Origin of the sequence: Psychroflexus sediminis (genome assembly GCF_900099815.1) — a bacterium.
GTDB lineage: Bacteria > Bacteroidota > Bacteroidia > Flavobacteriales > Flavobacteriaceae > Psychroflexus > Psychroflexus sediminis.
This window is the reverse complement of sequence record NZ_FNCW01000008.1, coordinates 65,401-85,421: the sequence shown is the minus strand read 5'-3', so window position 1 is coordinate 85,421 and position 20,021 is coordinate 65,401. Positions and strand designations below refer to the sequence as shown.

Sequence of the window (20,021 nt, the reverse complement as noted above, 5' to 3'; positions counted from 1 at the left end):
CCTCAAAACATAACAAAATAAAACAAAATAAAGCGCTGTAAATCAGCGCTTTATTTTTTTGTGTTTTTCCTTCTGTTTGTTAAATTGTTTTATTTTTTGGTTTTTTTGTACCTATTTGTACCTCGAGACGAAAAATTGATGTTTTTTAAAAACAAGCCTGGTTAACTAATACACTTATTACACTTAAGGGTACTTGTTTCACTTATTACACATCGTTGGTCGTCTCTCCAAAAAGGAGAAATAACCGGCGAAATTATTAAATATGTCATCAAAATTAAAGATAAAAAAAACCTGTCAATTCTGTAAATCTGAGTTTATAGCCAAGACTACCGTGACAAAATATTGCTCTCACAAATGTGCCCAAAGAGCCTATAAACAAAGGAAAAAAGAAGAAAAGGTAAAAGCAGCTAATGAAAATTCTGAAGCTAAAAAATCAAATCAAAAAACTAGCTCAGAGATGAAAATTTCCTCTCCCGGGAAGGGGGGTGAAATTACTGGCGAAATTACCAACGATGTTGTTCAGAGGGGTGAAATTACTGGCGAAATTACCAACGATGTTATGACTGCAAATGAAGCCGCAAAGGCTTTAGGGGTTACCAGAAAGACCGTTTATAATATGATTAAAAACGGAAAAATTAGAGCCTATAATATCCACAAACGTCTGACAAGAATAGACAGAGAAAGTGTAGAGCAACTCCTCTACTTTGAGCCTGAAGAAAGTGAAGAATATGACTCCGAAGATTTTTACATTATTTCAGAAATAAGTAAGAAGTATAATGTATCCCCTTCTACCGTTTATGAGACCTTAAAGGAATACAAAGTCCCAAAAAGAAGCGCTGGGAAATTTGTGAAAGTCCCAAAAAACATAGTAGATTTAATTTTTAAAAAATACATTTAATGGCTGTAAAAGTAAGTTTAAGACAGAAACCCATTAAAGGAGGAAAACTCAGTTTATACCTGGATTATTATCCTCCGATTATCAATAAGGATGGAAAAGAAACCAGAAGAGAATTTCTGAAAATGCACATTTTCGAAAAGCCAGCCAATTCAGAACAAAAATCTCACAACAAAACCACCTTATCCATCGCTGAAAAAATCAGAGATAGCCGGAATTTAAGTATTTACAATAAAGAGTATGGCTTTAAGGATAATGTCGTCTTAAACATAGATTTTATAAAATACTACGAGGAGTTAGTAGAACGCAAATCAAATACGGTTTCGAAAAAAAACCACCAATCCTGGGAAGCATCATTGATGCATTACAAGGATTACGCTAAGAAGATTTACACCAGATCCTTAAACAAGAAGCATGTAGAAGGTTATAAAGAACATTTACAGACAGTCGTGAGTAAAAAGACAGGTCATGCGCTTTCATCCGCAACTGTGGCCTCTTATTTCAAACATTTTCTTAACGTATTGAATCAGGCTTATGAAGAAGATGTATTAAAAGAAGATATCACAAAAGGAGTCAAAAATGTAAAGGTTGAGAACAAGCTCAGGGAGTATTTAACCCTTGAGGAGCTAACCAAGCTTTGGAATACGTCAGTGGAAAATAATACGGTCAAGAACTTATGTTTTTTCTGTACTCATACTGGTTTTAGATTTGTCGAAGCCAGTAAACTGCAATGGGAAGATATCTCAAAAGACAATTCAGGTAATTATGTTGTAAGGGTCTATCACACTAAAGGCAAAAAATATACCTTAAATCCGATCTCAAAAGATGCTTACCAACTACTTATCGATGAACGTCCAGAGAAGAAAGGAAAAATATTTGACATTACCTATGATATTGCCATTAGGGCTGTCAAGGAATGGGTGACTGCTGCAGAAATAAATAAGAATATCACATTACACAACTTTAGACATACCTATGCTGTTCTCCAAATCGAAAATGGAACAGATGTTTTTACTGTGTCTAAAATGCTGGGGCATAAAAATATAAATACTACCATGATTTACGCCAAAGTCACCGATATAGCGAAAACCAAAACTCTGGATAAAATAAAATTGAACACCAATGAAGATAACTGACGTATTTAATAAGTCATATGCTAAGGTAATTAAAGAAAAAGAAGAAGAAACTCTTGAAAAATTGAGACAAGCCTATGATCAAAAACTCTTGTTTCATGATATAAGATATGATATCGATAATCAACTTAACGATGATTATAGAGACTCTTTAAATGAAAATGAATTAAATGAAGCTTATGATTTTTTCCGGAAAAGTTTAGCGAAATATCGTGGAAGTAACGATGAAAAAATAAATTTGGTTTTAACTAATGATCTAAACCAATACTATGAAAAAAATAACTTTAAAATAGAGTATAAAACTCTTGTGTCTATAATAGCATCAAGCAAATCCCTTCATGATATTGCAATCAACTTTAGTAATAATGCTTCGGCTTACAAGTCGATGTTTCAACTCAACGATTTTACCGAGTTTACATTAAGTGAAAGAATAGATTTTGAAGTCTCTAGAAAGTTGGACCTTAAAGCAAATCCTGAGAAAAAAACAAAAAGAAAAGGTAAAGATTGGTCGAAAGAAATAGAAGAGACAAAAGAATTGCTAAAGGCATTTACCGAAGATGATAAAAAGGTATTGTTGAAAGCCTTTAACATTTTTATAAAACGTGGCGATGTTCCTACGACAGAATTAATCAAATTAACGCTTATCATTTCAAATATTAATGATCTAGACATATTCTATAAGAAACCTAGTGATACTTACCTATATCCAATGATTAGTAGAGCCTTTTCAGAAAAAGAAATGAAATCTCTTCAAAATTTAAAAGAAACTTTAAGAGCATTAGAATTGACAGCTTTTGTTCAAAATATCGGACACATTAAAAGAGAATTTCTTTTAAGTAAAAAATAATCATTGATTTATTTCAAAGAAAATAAAGAATGTAACTAAATGATTATCATTTATCTACATTTCTAATTTTAAATAATCACTCACATATCACTCTCCCACCAATTCGATAAAAAACGCAACAAAACATAGTTTAGCTTCATAATCATAAAATAAATGATCTATGAAAAGTAAATTATTTGTACTGACAAAAAACGGAGAACTTCATCCGGTTGAAGATCTCCAGGTCAAATTCGAAAACGAAACTGGAGGACTTATTAAAAGTCCTAGATCTTCTTACTCAGATACTACTTCCAATGAGCATTTCGATGTCAAGGGTATTGCTGAATTTTTAGGCATGAAACCTTCAGGTATTTATGGCTTAGTCCATAAACGTAAAATTCCACACATCAAAAAAGGAAAGCGCCTTTATTTCTTCAAAGACAAAATCCTGGATTGGCTTCGCAACGGTAATGTTGATACCGATCAGGATATTCAAAACCAGGCCGACGAATACCTCAGAAATCATAAAGTCTAATCCAAATACTCAGGTTTTTTCAAACTAAGCGTAAAACAAACGTTTATTTAATTCATAATCCTATGGAAACACACACTTATATATGTGCTTATTGCTCTAAGGAATACGTTCCACGTCGTAGAAAAGTTCAGAAATATTGTTCAGATACCTGTCGTGTAAAAGCTCATTTTCAAAAAAACAAGCTTCCTAAAAATAAAACTGGACTTGCAAAACTTAAAACTGATGAGACATATAAAGAAAAAATAAATTTAGCAGGCATCGGTAACGCTGCCATAGCAAATGTGGCTACCGAAACACTAAAAAGTCTGTTCACAAGTGATGACAATAAGCCCTTGACCAAAGGAGATTTTAAAACCTTAATGGCTCAGTTTAAAAAACGATACGAGAAAATTGACAACATGCCAAGAAGAGCTGACGGTACTCTGGCTTATTTTGACAGTAAAGAGAAAAAGATTGTTTACCTATAGAATATTTCGCAATGGATTTAAACACAGTTGAAAAGGATAACTTTCGATTTCATATTTTAACTACATCAGGTTGCTAGGTATGTGAAGTTACAAGTTAGCTTAAATCGTTGATCTGACCGACTACTGAAAAAGTAAAGAAAGATGTAAAAAAGTTATATATATTTGAGGATATATATTAGTCATGGGCAATTAAAAAAACATTCACCTCATGAGAGTCATAATAACACTACTCTGTTTCACTTTAATCTTAAGTTGCACTGATGGTTTAAGAACAGAATATGACGAAAGTTCTGTAGCGCGAGATATCGACACTTTAGGGCTAGTGAACGAATTAGATAGCATTTTTGAACTTGATCAAAAGTATCGAGCTGAAATGCAATCTGTTCAAAACGAGTTCGGTTGGAACTCTGATGAAATGAATGAGTTTTGGACTATACAAAACAGAATTGACAGTTCAAATCTTCAACGAATTTTAGAAATAATTGAAAACGTAGGAGGATATCCAGGTCAATCACTAGTTGGACATTCTGCCAGTAAAACTACTTTTTATGTCTTACAACATGCCCCTGATAGTGTTCAAGAAGAATATTTTGAAATGATAATTGATGCAGCAAAAAACAATGAACTGAAACGAGGGCTTGCAGCAATGTATCAAGACAGATATTTAATGCATAGAGGTGAACCGCAAATATTCGGTACTCAAGTCAGAATTGAATATGATATTGATTCTCTCACAGGACAGAAGGTTGAAAGGGCATATGTATGGCCAATTGCTGATACAACCAATATAGATTCCTTGAGACTATGGAATGGATTATTGAATTTAGAAGATTATTTGAACAATTTTGGAATAAGCCGATGGGTTTCAACATCTAAGAATCTCAGTGATTTAGAAAAAAATAAAAAAAGCCCATAACAGCCTATATAACTTATGCAGGGGGAAGTGGTAAATTCGAGCTTTTTGCTTTTAAGTAAGTTTGGTGCAAGCCGACAAGAAAGTGCTTCAAAAACCGCCACAAACAGATATGCGAGAAACGTTGCACAAATAAAAAAAGACATTGAGGACTTTAGCGATATTCCTACTAGGACTAACAATTTTAAGCTGCCAAGTGACAGATTCAAAAAAAGAATCATCCAAAACAACAACTCCGCTGTCTTCTGAACCCAATTATGAAGTGGCTATCCAGTTTATCAATGACTATCTTGACTTTATAAATGACCTAGAATCTGAAATTGCACTAATCGATTGGATTAGTAAACGAAATGATGTGACTGTTGAATTCAAGAATGAATTGAAGAGAATAATTGACAAAGCCAAAAAAAATGATTTTGAACTTGGCTTAGGATTTGACCTCATTCTGGACGCTCAAGACAACCCAAATGAATTTGAGCTAGATAAAACAGACTCTGAATTTTTGATAGTCAAGGGTAAAGATTGGCCTGACTTCCGACTCACTTTAAAACTGAAACCAGAAGATAATAAATGGCTTGTTGACGGAGCAGGAATAATTAATATTCCTGAAAACAAGAGAATAAAAAGGTAAAAAAATTGCAAAATATAAACTACATGCAACGCGGGCTAAAAGAATAACCGAAATGACTGCCCCTCTAATCTAACATTTCAAAATTAGCAACAGCTTTACATTTACCGTTGCAAAGCCGATGATTGTAGATTACTGCCATCCTAGATTTTTAACTCCTCATACTCTACTCTATCCAAAATAGCTTTGACATCGCTGTTCTCTTTCGGATGAAACAGATCTTTACTCACAGGATAATACTCCAGCTGATCTTCATCGTAGTCTGTTTTTATAATTCCTTCGATCTCGTCCTGGTCCAAATCATCCTTCAACCAATCCTTTTCCTGCTCTGAGAATAATATGACTGGCTGGCGGTTCTTTTTGTTATGGATTTTGGCAAATAAGGGTGATGCCTCTTTAGTGAGAATAGCAAAAGTGACCTTGTTGTCTATACGCGTGTATATGCCTGCCAAAGACAAAAACGCTTTGTCTTTAGGTTTAAATACAAACGGGTACTTATCCCCTTCGTGATCATGAGGTTCAAAAAAAGCGGAGACTGGGATGATACAGCGTTTTGAAAAAATAGACTGCTTGTACAAAAAGTGATCAAAAGCCTTTTCTGATCTGGCATTGATGCCTCCGCCAAACTTCCTGGCTTCTTTGTAATAGTCCTTCAATTCATCTACCGATTTGTTTTCGGGTGCTATGCCCCAGGTAGCCGCAGCCAAAACGCTGGGCTTCTCCTGCGGGATGATCAGCATCTGCGCATGCGTAAAACCTATGATATGGTAACTAGGCTGGTCGAAGAGGTCTCGCTGACTTTCATCGCTGAGTTTGACTTGATACTGCTCTTCTAGTTGTTCTACTTTTTGGATTTGAGAGGTATGGGCGCACATGGATTTTTAAAATTTGAATTTAAGATATAAAATTTCAAGGCTTGCCAAGGGGTAAATACACGATCTTTCAGTAAAGTGACAACCTAAACCTTAAACTGAAGCTAATCAAGGATTTAACACAGTTCATCGAGTTATGCAATTAAGACTAGTCTCCTTTAGGCAGAAGCTGTTTGTAGAAAAAATTAGCTGTAGTATGCAGTTGGTTTACTTATAAGCGGATTTTGTGGCAAGTATCTTTGTTAATAAAGACATTTCCACTTCCAGGCTATAGGTATCCTCAAGAAATTGCTGTGCTTCAGTCGCATCCGCTTCTAGCATATCTCCTTCTTTAAGAAATCCCAAAACGTCTTCAGCAGCTGCCCATTGGTAAATGAGCCATCTCCATTCCTTTACGGGTTCTCCAACGAAATCGGCTTTAAAATTGGTGGTATCTTTTTCATGAATGACTGCCGTTTTAAGCAAAGCCGCTGCCTCCAGGAACTTAGACGCCGCCTTTAACGTCTTTCCGGAATCGTTTACATCGTCAACTAGCAATACATTTTTATCGCTAAGCTCCTTAAAATCTTTATTGAGCACTTCAGCATCTTCTTTCTCCTCGGCACCACTGCCATAATGTTTAACTTGTATGGAATGTAGCTCTTCAATATTGAGAAAATCACAAAGAAAACGCGCAGGTGGAAAACCGCCACGCGCTATGCCAACTATGGCATCAAAGCGATCGGAAGAAGCGGCAATTTTTTCAGCGAGTTTCAGGGAATCTTCATAGGCTTTTTGCAAGGAGACAATTTCCGCCTTAAAATCTTTATCGTTTGAAGTCATAAACAAGATATATGCGTTAGTTTTTAGGTTAAGAAATTTTGAACAATCAATCAAGTCGGTTGAAATATGGGCTAATCAGTGCATAAACTGAATTCATAAAAAACTTAATTGCAATAAGGTGAACCTAACCTAATTCATCCAGCCAAGGATTTGTACATCAAAAAGCTCTCGCTGACTTTCATCGCTTAGCTTGACCTTATACTGCTCTTCCAGTGTTGAAACTTTTTGCGTTAGAGACATATAGGTTCACACGGGTTATAGTTTAAAAGCAAAGACCTAAAATCTCACTAGTGAACTGATAGACTTTTAAATACGCATTGTAAAGCATACAATGCGTTTGCAACCGAATTAGTTGTTATCCTCTATTAATCGTCACTGTTTCGGTTCATGGCCCAAATAGCAAGTCCTGCAATGGTGACTAAGCCACCTACAACTAAAGCTATATTTCCATCGCGCTGTACTTTTTTAGCTTTATTCAGCTGTTTCGAGCCTATACCATTTTGTTCAATAAAATCTTCCAGTCCTTTAATTCTTCCTTCTAATTCTTCTTTAATCTTAGTATTAAATTCCATAATCAGTTTTTTAAATTTGTTATAAACCTTAATATACTAGAATCCCCTTAAACTTAAACTAGTTTTTTAAGTTTCTTAGGAAAGCTTTGTGATACTTTTTGTAATAAGAACAAATCTATGAGCTTCCCATTAAACTAGCGGTTTTAAGTCCTTTAACTTTAATTAAGCTGTTGCCAGGCGTGGGCAGTTAGCTATTTTCTTATGACTTGAAACTGAATACCGAATATTCAATATTGAATACTGAATTTAAAATTTTTCATGACTCCCTGCTCCTTCATCCTGCCTTTTGGTTATCACCTAAGACGATTGTTTTAGCCTTTGAAGCCGATGATTAGACATTTTTTACTCTAGATGTCAATATAAGTGTTCCTCCGGATGTTTTTTTAGCTAAAATCAAGAGTAATAAAGCTAAAAATTAACCATATCATAACGATTTAAAAACTTGATAAGTCCATGTATATTAGCCGATTAAGTTAGCTTAGATAGAAATTAAAACTTATGAAACGCTTAAGGTTTTTAGTACTAGCGCCCTTACTGATGGCTTTTCAATGTGAAAGTGATGATACAGTTGCCTCAGACATGCTAGATAGCACGGGTGTATTGGGTAAATGGGAAATACAGGATGAAATTACCAATGGGATTATATCGGATATGATTCCAAGATGCTGTGAATTTTTGGAGTTTGAAACAGATGATGATAATTCAGATTACAAAGGTCAGTTTACTTATACGGCCTCTCAGGGTTCTAAAAACAGCGGTACATTTGAAATAAGCTCCAACAATCAGAACATTTTGTTTATAGATGATGAATCAATTTTTGAGTTCTCGATAAATGATGCACAGGATATAATGACGATTGACTTTACCGAAGACGAAATCAATTATACTCAAACCTGGCTAAGAATTGAGTAAAAAAGACTACAGCACACTTGAGCTGAGAAACTTGCTTTAGCTAAAATCCAACGGTTCTTCATCAACTTCATAATAAGCCTTGAAAACATGCAACGGTCTTCCAAGGACTCTGCAACACTAATAAATTACTTCACTAAAACAACTATTTTCAACTGTTGCTCGTACTTAGTCGTCTTTATGCGCACATTTTCGTTAGCTCAGTGCTCAAAATATAAAGCTTTAAAGCATTGAAGTACCAAGACTTATGGCCAACGGCTTTCATCAATAAGCCTTGCTAAAATACCAACGGCATTGCACTACTCACGTTTCCAGCTGTTTTGATTAGGTATTTCCCTGGATATCCTCTACTTAACATTTTCTTCCTTTTGATTGCTTTGAAATACTGATACTAAAAAACGCGAAGGACTAGCCTTCGCGTTTTACTTTTGATTTAAACAGTTAAGCCTTTTTCTAAATCATAAAAGCTTTTAATTTATAATGCCTATGTACTCTATTCTTTGATAATTTTCATTCGCTGGGGAATCCCGTCAATGACCACTTCAAGAATATAGATGCCTTTACTCAATTCAGTGCCTAATCTAATTTCATTGGTATACCGGTTTTTTGGATAGGAATGACTCTCGATTTTCTGGCCCGTTAAAGTGTATATCGTCATTAAAACCTCTGAAGCTTCTGGTGAACCAAACTTTAGCCTGGCTGTATTCTGAAACGGATTTGGATAAAATATCAGCTTGTCTTTTGCAGCATTGGTGCCGAAAGTACTTAAGGTGGCATTTCCTAAATACCCAAATGTATCTTTTGCATAAGTATCCCATTCATTAACATCATAAATCGTTCTGGGAGAGGTGATGTCGGATTTCCTTAGCAAAGTAACATCTTTTGCAAAATAAGAATCGTCATTAAAAACACCGATAATATCCAGCAACTCCCCCGATTTAAATAAGGCGACAGCATCATTACCATTAAAGTTGATTTCTGAAGAAGTTATATCTATATCGGCCTGTGCAAGAATTTCGAAGGAGGCCGAAGAATGCGCAATAACATAGACCTCGCCCTGAGCCAAAGTCCCTGTCAGATTAAGTCCTGTACTCCAGTCTCCAGCACCATTGGTTTGCTTATGAACAGAATAAGCGGAAAGGTCAACGTCTGAACCTGTCTGATTAGCTATTTCTAAAGCTTTATTATAGGAAGAACCCTCGATATATTCTGAAAAAAACAAGTCGGGCGTATTCGAAGAAGATTCTATAGTAATAGCAACAGCCTCCGACATGCTTGTTGTGTTTTTATCATCATAAACCAGGGCTGTAAGAGAGAAACTACCCGATGCCGAAGTTGTCCAGTCCAAAGCATAAGGCGACGAATCATCTTCACCAAGAACATTGCTGCCTTCGTAAAATACAACTTTGGTCACACTCCCATCAGCATCAGTCGCAGAAGCTTCAATGCTAATAATATCGCCCTCTGTGAAGGCAGAATTAGTTGTCGGAGAAGTAATCGAAACGCTTGGAGCTTCGTTTACTGCAGAGCTAAATGTATGCCCGCCTAAATACGTAAATGTATCTTTTGTATACGTATCCCATTCGTTAACATCATAGGTAATCGTTGGAGAGGTAACACTGGATTTTCTCACCAGTGTGACATCTTTTGCAAAATTGGTTCCGTCGTTAAAAACACCTACGATATCCAGTAAATTACCCGATTTGAATAAAGCGACAGCGTCATTGCCATTAAAATTCAATTCTGATGAACCCGAGGTTAGATCAGCCTGTATAATAATTTCAGAGGAGGCTGAGGGATGCGCAATAACGTAGACTTCGCCTTGTGGTAGGATTCCTGTCAGATTTAATCCTGTACTCCAGTCTCCTGATCCATTGGTCTGTTTGTGCAAAGTGTAAGCTGAAAGGTCAACATCTGAACCGGTGAAATTGGCTATTTCCAGAACTTTATTATACGAAGATCCCTCAATGTATTCTGAAATCAGTAAATCCGTGGCATACCCATCGCCAGAAGCTAATGCTGACACGGATAATGTAAAGGCCTGTGAGGTGTTTTCTGTTCCATTAGTAGCATTTATATCAATAGCATAGGTGCCTGTATTCGCTTCCGTAGGGGTTCCCGTTAAAATAGCGGTGCCATCATTATTGTCGGTGAAGGTCAGCCAGGATGGCTTCTGAGTTGCATCAAATGAGACTGTAGTTTCTCCTCCCGAGGCTGTGATGTTATACGTATAAGTCGTATTGACGGTGACCTCATCTACCGGAGTTGATGTAATAGCTAATGCAGGATCAGTTGCTCCTCCCCAGATGGACTCCACGTATTCGGGATGGTCAATATAGGGGTTGCGATTTTGCTGATAAGTATAAATGATATCATTCCTCTGTTTTTCCAGGTCATCTACGGGATCAGCTGCATGCCAGGCCAATAAATCCGAAAGTTTTCCGTGGAGTGGTGATTTATCTGAGGCATCAACCACATAATCTACAAGTTCTAAGTCTGGTTCCCCGTTAAAACCTTCATAGCGCGTGGCCATATAAAAAATCATCCGGGCAACATCTCCTTTGACTTCAGCTCTTGGCTCCCACACAAACTCAGTACTACTCGTGTAAGACCCGGTTGTTCCCTGATAGGTTCCGCTTCCATCCACATACGGATCGGTCGCTTCAGCGAAGGTCCTGTTGTTCCGTGCCGAGTTGGTTGAAATATCAGCAGCACGAAGATGGTGCACATCTGTTCCTGCGCCAAGATTGGTCCCAAAATCTCCTTTGGACTTGGCCCAGACGTGCTCCCTGTTCCAGCCGTCGCCACTATTATATTCCAGAGAAGCAGTCATCGAAAAATTAGAATAAATACCAACAACATTATTGGGATTATTCGGATCACGGTCTGTTTCTTTGAGAATATCCCAAACATCGGTTGAGCTGCTCGTATACGGAAACTCGACGTGATTTTTAATAATTTCATAAAGACTGCTTTTAAGCGCTTCACCTGTCTTTCCTTCGGCCAGCGAATAATAGCCGGCGGGTGCTTGGGCCTGAACTGCATAAAAAGAAAAAGTCAGTATACCCAGGAGTATACTTTTCCACATTAACTTGTAATTTTTTGTCATTTTTGCTTGTTTTTTTATGAGCCTAAAACTATATAAATGGTAAACGGGTGAGATTATCAGATTGTAAACAAACCGTTATGATTAGCCTTTAAGGCTCAACACAGAATTGAAGGACAGACTTTCTGTTGCAAAGTCGCAACGGCTGTGCAACGGCTCTCATTAATAAGCGTTGATTTTACCGTTGGAACCGTTGATTAGTCAATTTTTACTTACATATTATCTCTACTGAAGCCAATATTTTATAGGTTGTTCTTATATTCGAAGTGACTTTTATCCTGAAATCCTCTGATTTCACTAACACAATCTAAACTTAAAGCATGGGTTTTTTACAAAGCGCAATCAATCAGGTCGGCCGGGATATGGGCCGGGTAGTCAGTAATACGGTATTTAAAGACAGGCATTCCATTCCCATCAGGCGGGCCAGATCCTATGCTTCGGCCGACTCGCCTCCCAGACAGGACTCTGCTCATCAAAACACACGACCCCTCCAGGAGGTGCAGGATGAATTTGATAAAGCGATCAGCTTTAAAACCGGATACAGGCCCAGTACACTAATTTCGAAACTGGGAGGCGCCTTTGTGGTGATAAAAAACGAAGCCAGGGCTTTTGTTGCCGATGGCTATTTGGACGTCAGTGAAAGTCAGCAGCTCTTCAGGATGATGAAGCAGTTTATAGACAAATGCGGGGATGTGGAAGATGTGATCGGCTTTACCGAAGCGGAGGATGCCAAGGAGTACAAGCAGCTTGAAAAAATAACCCTTACCACCAAAGACATTTTTGTGGACGTCCTGAAGATCTCCGCAAAGGCCTGCAGGGAACGTGCCCAGGATTATGAACATCAGGCTAACGCCCTAAAGCCAATGGGCTTTGGCCGGTATGTAGGCTTACACCTCATCTGGATGCCGAGATACGCCAAGGGCGGGGAAAAGAAAGTGAACAGCGCGATCATCGCCAATATCCTGGATGTCATCACGCTCACCTTCCCCCTCACCCGAAGCGTCCTGCTCCTCATCGGGGTAGTGACCTATCCAGGGGAAATCCGCAAAACCAAGCAGGCTAAAGAAAGCTTTAGCCTCCTGGCCGAACAGGAACAAATGCGTGCGGAAACCTATGAAGAAATAATAAGGAGCAATTCTTAGTGTATAACACTTTAAATGTAACGGCTTGTGCACAACTTATAATTTAAAGTTGCAAAAACAGTAAAAGTTATGCAACGGCTTTCATCAATAACCGTTGGTTTTACCGTTAGAGCCGTTGATTAGTCAATTTTTACTCATTTATTCTTACCTCTGGAGTCAATGTTTTATAGGTTGTTCTTATATTCGGAAAAACTTTAATCCTAAAACCATCCTATATTAAATGATTTCAACACAAAAACTGATTTACATTTTAACGGTTCACCCTTTACCGATGCTACAAACTACTGCAATCTAATGATGACCTAATTACAACTATCAAACAAAAAATATATAGCCAAACACATGTCCGAAGATCATAAAAAACAATTGGAGCAACAGCTCTGGAATATAGCAAATACACTTAGGGGAAAGATGAATGCCGATGAGTTTAGAGATTACATCCTGGGCTTTATTTTTTACAAATACCTTTCGGAACGCATGGAGATTTATGCCGACTCCATCCTTAAACCTGACGGTATTTCTTACAGCGATATTGATGAAGAAACAGAAGAAGGTAAAGCTTATCTCGAAGCGATCAAAGAGGAAGCTTTGCTTAAGCTAGGGTATTTTTTAAAACCTTCAGAATTATTTAGCTCAGTAGCCAAAAGAGGAAATCATAAAGATGTAAGTCTTGAGGAAGTCGCCTTAGCAGCAGATCCAGACGAAAGTTACCAAACCGCTAGTAATTTCATTCTGGAAGATTTACAGACCATTCTCAACAATGTGCAAAACTCTACTATGGGTACGGAGAGTGAGGAAGATTTTGACAATCTCTTTGAAGATTTAGATCTTAATTCTACCAAACTTGGCAAAACCCCCGAAGCCAGAAATGAAATCATCGCTAAAGTTCTGGGCCACCTGAACAAGATTGACTTCAAACTGGAACAAACCGAACTGGATGTATTAGGTGATGCTTACGAATATTTGATTGGAAAATTTGCCAGTGGAGCTGGTAAAAAAGCAGGTGAGTTTTATACCCCACAGGAAGTGAGTATTGTTCTGGCTAAACTGGTCACTACTGGCAAAAACAAGTTGAGATCTGTATATGATCCTACATGTGGCAGTGGATCCCTCCTACTTCGAGTAGCTAAAGAAGTAAAAGAAGTGAGTAGTTTTTACGGACAGGAATTGAACCGTACTACCTACAACTTAGCCAGGATGAACATGATTCTTCACGGTGTACACTACCGTAAGTTTGACATCAAACAGGAAGATACTTTAGAATATCCACAACATATCGACCAGCGTTTTGAAGCTATTGTGGCTAATCCTCCGTTTTCAGCGAACTGGAGTGCCAGCCAACTCTTTATGAGTGATGACAGGTTTAGCCAATACGGGAAACTTGCACCCAAAAGCAAAGCCGATTATGCCTTTGTGCAACACATGGTGCATCATCTTGCAGAAAACGGCTCTATGGCTTTGGTGTTACCCCACGGTGCTTTATTTCGAGGTGGTGCGGAAGAACATATCCGCAAATATTTAATTGAAGAAAAAAACTTTTTAGATACGGTCATTGGTTTGCCAGCCAATATCTTTTATGGCACCAGCATACCTACCTGTATTTTGGTATTTAAAAAGTGTAGAGAACACCCAGAGGATATTTTATTTATAGACGCCAGCGAGCATTACGAAAAGGTAAAAACTCAAAATGTCCTTACCCAAAAAAACATAGATAAGATTATTGACACGTTTAGAGAGCGTAAAACGGAGGATAAATATAGCTATGTTGCTCCGCTTAGCGAAGTAGAAGAAAACGACTACAATCTCAACATTCCTCGTTACGTTGATACCTTTGAAGAAGAAGAACCAGTAGATATTGAAGCCGTTGCTGATGAAATTGAAGCTCTCAACCAAACTTTAGCTGATAACCAAAACACCATAGCTTCTTTTTGTAATGAGTTGAACATTAAAACTCCATTTTAGGATGAGCGATGAAAGACAATTAGAACCAAAACTAAGGTTTCCTGAGTTTGATGGGGAGTGGGAAAAGACAAGCTTAAAGAATATTTCTAAGAATATTAGTTATGGAATGAATGCCTCTGCAAAAAAGTTTGATGGCAAAAATAAATACCTCAGAATAACAGATATTGATGAAGAATCAAGAGAATTTAAACCAAACCCTTTAACTAGTCCTTCAGGTAAAATTGATGAAAAATTTGTTTTAAAAGAAGGAGATATTTTATTTACAAGAACAGGTGCAAGTGTTGGCAAGTCATATCTTTATAATAAAGATGACGGAAGATTATTATTCGCTGGGTTCTTGATTAGGTTTAATATTTTAAAGGCAAACCCAAAATTTATTTTTCTTCAAACTTTACGTCGCAAATACAATCAATGGGTCTATGTATATTCTATAAGATCAGGACAACCAGGATTGAATGCAGAGGAATATAAATCCTTTGAAGTATATTCTACAGCTATCCAAGAACAACAAAAAATAGCGGATTTCCTTTCTTCCATAGACACCCACATCCAAACCTTAGAAAAAAAGAAAGAAGCATTAGAATTGTATAAAAAAGGCGTAACCCAGAAGATTTTTAAACAGGAAATAAGATTTAAAAATGATGATGATAATGGGTTTCCGAAGTGGAAGAAGAAAAAATTGGGTAAAGTATGTAGCATCAATAAAGGTGAGCAATTAAATAAAATTGAATTATTTGAGTCTGGTAAATATCCATCTATTAGCGGCGGAATTAATCCATCTGGATATACTGACAAATGGAATCAAGATAAAAATACCATAATTATAAGTGAAGGAGGTAATTCATGTGGTTACGTAAATTTTATTACTCAGAAGTTTTGGTGTGGTGGTCATTGCTACTCATTGATTATCAATGATAATTCAATCGAAAAAATATTCTTATATCATCTTCTGAAATTTTATGAACCCAATATAATGAGACTAAGAGTAGGTTCAGGTTTGCCTAATATTCAAAAGAAAGATCTGTCAAAATTTAAATTGATAATTCCAAGCCTAGCCGAACAAACCAAAATTGCTGATTTTTTATCTGCGATAGACCAACAAATACAAGGCATCAACCAACAAATAGAATATACCAAAACCTATAAAAAGGGTTTGTTGCAGCTAATGTTTGTTTAAAACAATACAATTGGAAAATAGAGAAATTTTTAATTATGATAAGTTAGAAATCAGTACGGTTACTAAAAAGTCTAACGGAACCCAATTTGTCTCCGTTGGGGATTTTAATCATTTATCCGACGTTCAATTTGAATTTAGTGTTTCTGAACTTTTCGAAACTCGATTGAAAAAAATTGGAGTAAATTCTACTGATAAGATTGAGTTTGTAAATATTATTTTCCGAAATAAATTCACTTTTACCAATAGGGAAATTTTTCAACCAGCATTAGAATTTGTTAAGTGTTATTTTTACTTTAATCCCAGTTTTACTGATAAAACCTTTGAAAATAAGATTAAATTTAAGCTCTGTGAATTTGAAAGATTTTATATAAATAATGCAAAATTTGATGAATATGTGAAATTTTATAATTGCTTGTTTTTTGAAAAGGCAATTATTTCAAAATGTTCATTCAATGATAATGTGGTATTCACAAAATCAACCTTTCATGGTAACTGTTTATTTACTTATTCTAATTTTGAGAAATTAGGAATTTTTAGCCGAACTAAATTCCATGATAAAGATGAAAATCCAACTGCATTAGATTTATCTCAAGCTATCATCAATGGCCAGCTTATTTTTTTTGAAACTGTCTTAGGAGATTATAAAGCGTTTAAAATCGATTCAAGCTCAATAAATTTTGACAAAACAATTAATGAAGGAGATGTTATTCCAATACAGAATAAAAGGGAAACCTTTCGTATAATTAAAGATCAACTACTCCAACAAAATAATATTATAGAAGCTGAAAGATATGCCAAGTTGGAGAAGCAAACGTTATGGACTGAAACTTACAAGGATTTCAAGATAAAGAACACTTCAAATCTTATACTATTATCATTAAATAAAATATCTAACAATTATAAAACAAATTGGTTATACGGTCTAGTTTTTACTATAGTTATAGCTTTTATCTGCCATATCATTTTAAGTATTTCAGACGTATATAAATTTAGTGAATTTAAGAACCTGGCCAAATTAGTCAATGTAGCAGATTTTAGCTTCTATGAAAAAAAAGATATTTCACCAAGGCTTTATGCCGCCTATTTCCTTGCCAAGATATCTATTGGGTTTGGGATTTATCAATTAATACAAGCTTTTAGAAAATATAAATAAATGAGTAGCCAATCCGAACAAATATTAGAAAACAAATTAGTCCAGCAGTTATATTCTTTAGGCTACACCAAGGTTACTGTTCCTAACGAAGAAGCTTTACTAGCCAACTTAAAAACTCAGCTCGAAAAACACAACGGCATTACGTTTTCACCAGATGAGTTCAAAAAAGTTATCAATATCCTCAGCAAAGGATCTGTATTTGAAAAAGCTAAAACGCTTAGGGAAAAACAACATCTTATAAGGGATAATGGAGACAACCTCTATTTCGAATTTTTAAATACTGAGCACTGGTGCCAGAATCAATATCAAGTCACTCAGCAGGTCACCATAGAAGGAAGTTATAAGAACAGGTATGATGTCACCTTGCTGGTCAACGGTTTACCCTTGGTGCAAATTGAACTGAAAAGGCGTGGTTTGGAAATGAAGGAGGCCTTTAACCAGGTAAATCGCTATCAGAGGCATTCCTTTGGAAGCAACTCTGCCCTATTCCAGTATGTTCAAATCTTTATCATTAGCAACGGAGTCAACACTAAATACTACGCCAACAACCGATATCAATCCTTTAAGCAGACCTTTTACTGGTCAGACAAAAATAATAATCGACTCACTAATATTTTAAATGGATTTACGAGTGAGTTTTTAGAGCCTTGCCATGTTTCCAAAATGATTTGCAAATACATCGTTTTAAACGAAACCAATAAAATACTAATGGTGCTTAGACCTTATCAATTTTATGCCGTTGAAGCTATGATTGATAAAGTTAAAAACAGTACTCATAACGGCTATATCTGGCACACTACTGGGTCTGGTAAAACACTTACCTCTTTTAAGGCCAGTCAGATCATTACACATATGCCACAGGTGAAAAAAGTGGTATTTGTAGTAGATCGAAAAGATTTAGATAATCAAACTACCAAGGAGTTTAATGGTTTCTCCAAAGGCAGTATTGAAGGTACAGACAACACAAAAGCTTTGGTCAAGCAATTTGAAGATGATACCAAACTGATTGTAACCACCATTCAAAAGTTGAATACTGCTATTAGTAAAAAGAAGTATTTGGAGAAAATGAAGTCTTTACAAAACGAACGTATCGTTTTCATTTTTGATGAATGCCATCGCAGTCAGTTTGGGGATACGCATAACCGTATAAAAGATTTTTTCAACAACCATCAGATGTTTGGTTTTACGGGGACGCCAATTTTTGCAGATAATGCTGCTAAAAATGATCTGGGAAAACGCACCACCAAAGACTTGTTTGGTGAATGTTTACATAAGTATGTCATTACAGACGCCATTAAAGATGAAAATGTATTAAAATTTGCCGTTGAATACGTTGGTAATTTCAAACGAAAAGACACCGCTACAGAAATAGATATTGAAGTTGAAGATATAGACCGCAAGGAGTTGATGGAGTCAACTGATAGAGTTGATAAAATCGTAGACTACATCATTGCTAATCACAACAGAAAGACGCATAGCAGAGAGTTTACAGCCATGTTGTGTGTCAGCAGTACGGATATGTTGGTTAAATACTACGATACTTTCAGAAAAAAAAAGGAAAATGGCGAGCATAACCTCAAAGTAGCAACTATATTTAGTTATGTAGCCAATGAAGAGGATGCCGATGCCACTGGATTTATTCCAGAAGAGGTTTCTGTAGTTGAAGAATCTCCAGCTTTATACGGTTTACACCAGCATAAACGCGATAAACTGGAGAGTTATATCGGTGACTATAATAAAATGTTTGGATCCAATTTTTCTACTAAGGATAGTCAGTCATTTTACAACTACTACAATGACATATCCAAAAAAGTAAAAGAGAAAAAAATAGATATTCTTTTGGTGGTCAACATGTTCTTAACTGGATTTGACAGTCCACCGCTAAACACCTTATACGTGGATAAAAACCTTAGGTTTCATGGCTTAATTCAAGCCTATTCACGAACAAATAGGATATTAAACGAACAAAAGTCGCAAGGCGAAATAGTTGTGTTTCGTAATCTCAAAAAAGCAACCGATGAAGCTATAACCTTGTTTAGTAATAAAGATGCTATTGAGGTGATTATCATGGAGCCTTATGAAGATTATGTGGCTAAGTCTAACGAGGCGTTTAAGAAATTACTGGAGGTAGCACCAACGGTTGACAGTGTTAATGATCTGGTAAGTGAGGAAGATGAATTGGAGTTTATAAAAGCCTTTCGAGAAGTGATGCGACTCAAGAATACGATGGGATCCTTCGCCGATTTTGACTGGGAGGATTTGTTGATTGATGAACAACAGTTTAACGACTATAGAAGTAAATACCTGGATCTTCATGACAAAGTCAAAGAGGATCATGGCAAAGAAAAAGTTTCCATCCTGGAAGATGTTGATTTTGAGCTGGAGCTCATACACCGTGACGAAATCAATGTCACCTATATTCTGAAGTTGCTGGCCGAGATCAAAGACACCAACGAATCTGAAAAACAGAAGAAAAAGAAGGAAGTGGTTGATTTGATCGCTGGAGAGGCTAACCTGAGAAGTAAACGACTACTCATTGAAAAGTTCATTGAGGAAAACTTACCCCTGGTTATCGAAACCGAAACTATTCCCCAGGAATTTGAGAAGTTTTGGAGCGCAGAACAGCAAAAGGCATTTGATCAACTTGTAGAGAAGGAGAACTTAGACAGGGATAAAACAAAGAGGCTGATTGAAAATTACCTTTTTGCTGAAAGGGAGCCGTTGAGAGATGAACTTCTGGCCTTGATCAACGGTAAGCAACCGTCCGTTTTAAAACGAAAAGAAATTGGTGACCGACTGAATAAAAAGGTGGTCAATTTTGTAGAAACTTTTATCAATGGTGTGGAAATTTAAAAAAAGAAAACATTTATTGGGCTATATTAAAATTTAGAAATAACATGGGTTCAAAA

General features: G+C 36.4%; 17 protein-coding genes. 13 read left to right on the top strand and 4 right to left on the bottom strand.

The genetic code is table 11. The annotated features are described in order from the left end of the window. Window positions 1-262 precede the first annotated feature (262 nt). The 7 genes from BLP81_RS09025 to BLP81_RS08995 all read left to right on the top strand — a co-directional run bounded on the left by BLP81_RS09025 (window position 263) and on the right by BLP81_RS08995 (window position 5,400). On the top strand, window positions 263-898 hold the full coding sequence (locus tag BLP81_RS09025) for a helix-turn-helix domain-containing protein (protein ID WP_093368139.1): 636 nt from the start codon (window positions 263-265) through the stop codon (window positions 896-898). After that, window positions 898-2,031, top strand: coding sequence for a tyrosine-type recombinase/integrase (locus BLP81_RS09020; protein WP_093368138.1), 1,134 nt, complete (start codon window positions 898-900; stop codon window positions 2,029-2,031). Before BLP81_RS09025 ends, BLP81_RS09020 begins: the two co-directional genes overlap by 1 nt. Next, window positions 2,018-2,875, top strand: a complete 858-nt coding sequence (locus tag BLP81_RS09015) for a hypothetical protein (RefSeq protein WP_093368137.1) — start codon at window positions 2,018-2,020, stop codon at window positions 2,873-2,875. Before BLP81_RS09020 ends, BLP81_RS09015 begins: the two co-directional genes overlap by 14 nt. A gap of 160 nt (window positions 2,876-3,035) precedes the next feature. Further along, complete coding sequence (locus BLP81_RS09010; RefSeq protein ID WP_093368136.1) at window positions 3,036-3,389, top strand: helix-turn-helix domain-containing protein; 354 nt, start codon at window positions 3,036-3,038, stop codon at window positions 3,387-3,389. Between the two features lie 62 nt (window positions 3,390-3,451). Beyond that, a complete protein-coding gene (locus BLP81_RS09005; protein ID WP_093368135.1) occupies window positions 3,452-3,856 on the top strand; it encodes a hypothetical protein in 405 nt (134 codons plus the stop codon). A gap of 208 nt (window positions 3,857-4,064) precedes the next feature. Beyond that, on the top strand, window positions 4,065-4,772 hold the full coding sequence (locus tag BLP81_RS09000; RefSeq protein WP_093368134.1) for a DUF6624 domain-containing protein: 708 nt from the start codon (window positions 4,065-4,067) through the stop codon (window positions 4,770-4,772). A gap of 193 nt (window positions 4,773-4,965) precedes the next feature. After that, a complete protein-coding gene (locus tag BLP81_RS08995; RefSeq protein ID WP_245686441.1) occupies window positions 4,966-5,400 on the top strand; it encodes a hypothetical protein in 435 nt (144 codons plus the stop codon). A gap of 140 nt (window positions 5,401-5,540) precedes the next feature. Here BLP81_RS08995 and BLP81_RS08990 read toward each other — a convergent pair whose 3' ends face one another. The 3 genes from BLP81_RS08990 to BLP81_RS08980 all read right to left on the bottom strand — a co-directional run bounded on the left by BLP81_RS08990 (window position 5,541) and on the right by BLP81_RS08980 (window position 7,663). Continuing rightward, on the bottom strand, window positions 5,541-6,272 hold the full coding sequence (locus tag BLP81_RS08990) for an SOS response-associated peptidase (protein ID WP_093368132.1): 732 nt from the start codon (window positions 6,270-6,272) through the stop codon (window positions 5,541-5,543). Window positions 6,273-6,476: 204 nt separating this feature from the next. Next, window positions 6,477-7,091: a phosphoribosyltransferase gene (locus BLP81_RS08985; RefSeq protein WP_093368131.1), complete on the bottom strand. Its 615-nt coding sequence runs from the start codon at window positions 7,089-7,091 to the stop codon at window positions 6,477-6,479. A 365-nt stretch (window positions 7,092-7,456) separates the two neighbouring features. Beyond that, a complete protein-coding gene (locus BLP81_RS08980; RefSeq protein ID WP_093368130.1) occupies window positions 7,457-7,663 on the bottom strand; it encodes a hypothetical protein in 207 nt (68 codons plus the stop codon). Window positions 7,664-8,161: 498 nt separating this feature from the next. Here BLP81_RS08980 and BLP81_RS08975 point away from each other — a divergent pair, with 498 nt between their 5' ends. Next, the gene (locus BLP81_RS08975) at window positions 8,162-8,575 is read left to right on the top strand and encodes a hypothetical protein (protein ID WP_143002824.1); all 414 of its coding nucleotides are present in this window, start codon (window positions 8,162-8,164) and stop codon (window positions 8,573-8,575) included. A 490-nt stretch (window positions 8,576-9,065) separates the two neighbouring features. On the opposite strand, the gene BLP81_RS08970 is transcribed toward BLP81_RS08975, so the two are convergent. Continuing rightward, window positions 9,066-11,681 (bottom strand): endonuclease, encoded by a 2,616-nt coding sequence (locus BLP81_RS08970; protein WP_093368128.1) that lies wholly within the window; start codon window positions 11,679-11,681, stop codon window positions 9,066-9,068. A 317-nt stretch (window positions 11,682-11,998) separates the two neighbouring features. On the opposite strand from BLP81_RS08970, the gene BLP81_RS08965 reads away from it, so the two are divergent. From BLP81_RS08965 to BLP81_RS08945, 5 genes are all read left to right on the top strand, one after another. Next, complete coding sequence (locus BLP81_RS08965; RefSeq protein WP_093368127.1) at window positions 11,999-12,820, top strand: hypothetical protein; 822 nt, start codon at window positions 11,999-12,001, stop codon at window positions 12,818-12,820. Window positions 12,821-13,162: 342 nt separating this feature from the next. Next, window positions 13,163-14,782, top strand: a complete 1,620-nt coding sequence (locus tag BLP81_RS08960) for a type I restriction-modification system subunit M (protein ID WP_093368126.1) — start codon at window positions 13,163-13,165, stop codon at window positions 14,780-14,782. 1 nt (window position 14,783) lies between these two features. Continuing rightward, the gene (locus BLP81_RS08955) at window positions 14,784-15,959 is read left to right on the top strand and encodes a restriction endonuclease subunit S (RefSeq protein WP_093368125.1); all 1,176 of its coding nucleotides are present in this window, start codon (window positions 14,784-14,786) and stop codon (window positions 15,957-15,959) included. Between the two features lie 10 nt (window positions 15,960-15,969). Further along, on the top strand, window positions 15,970-17,112 hold the full coding sequence (locus BLP81_RS08950; RefSeq protein ID WP_143002823.1) for a hypothetical protein: 1,143 nt from the start codon (window positions 15,970-15,972) through the stop codon (window positions 17,110-17,112). After that, complete coding sequence (locus tag BLP81_RS08945) at window positions 17,113-19,965, top strand: type I restriction endonuclease subunit R (protein ID WP_093368123.1); 2,853 nt, start codon at window positions 17,113-17,115, stop codon at window positions 19,963-19,965. Window positions 19,966-20,021: the final 56 nt, after the last annotated feature.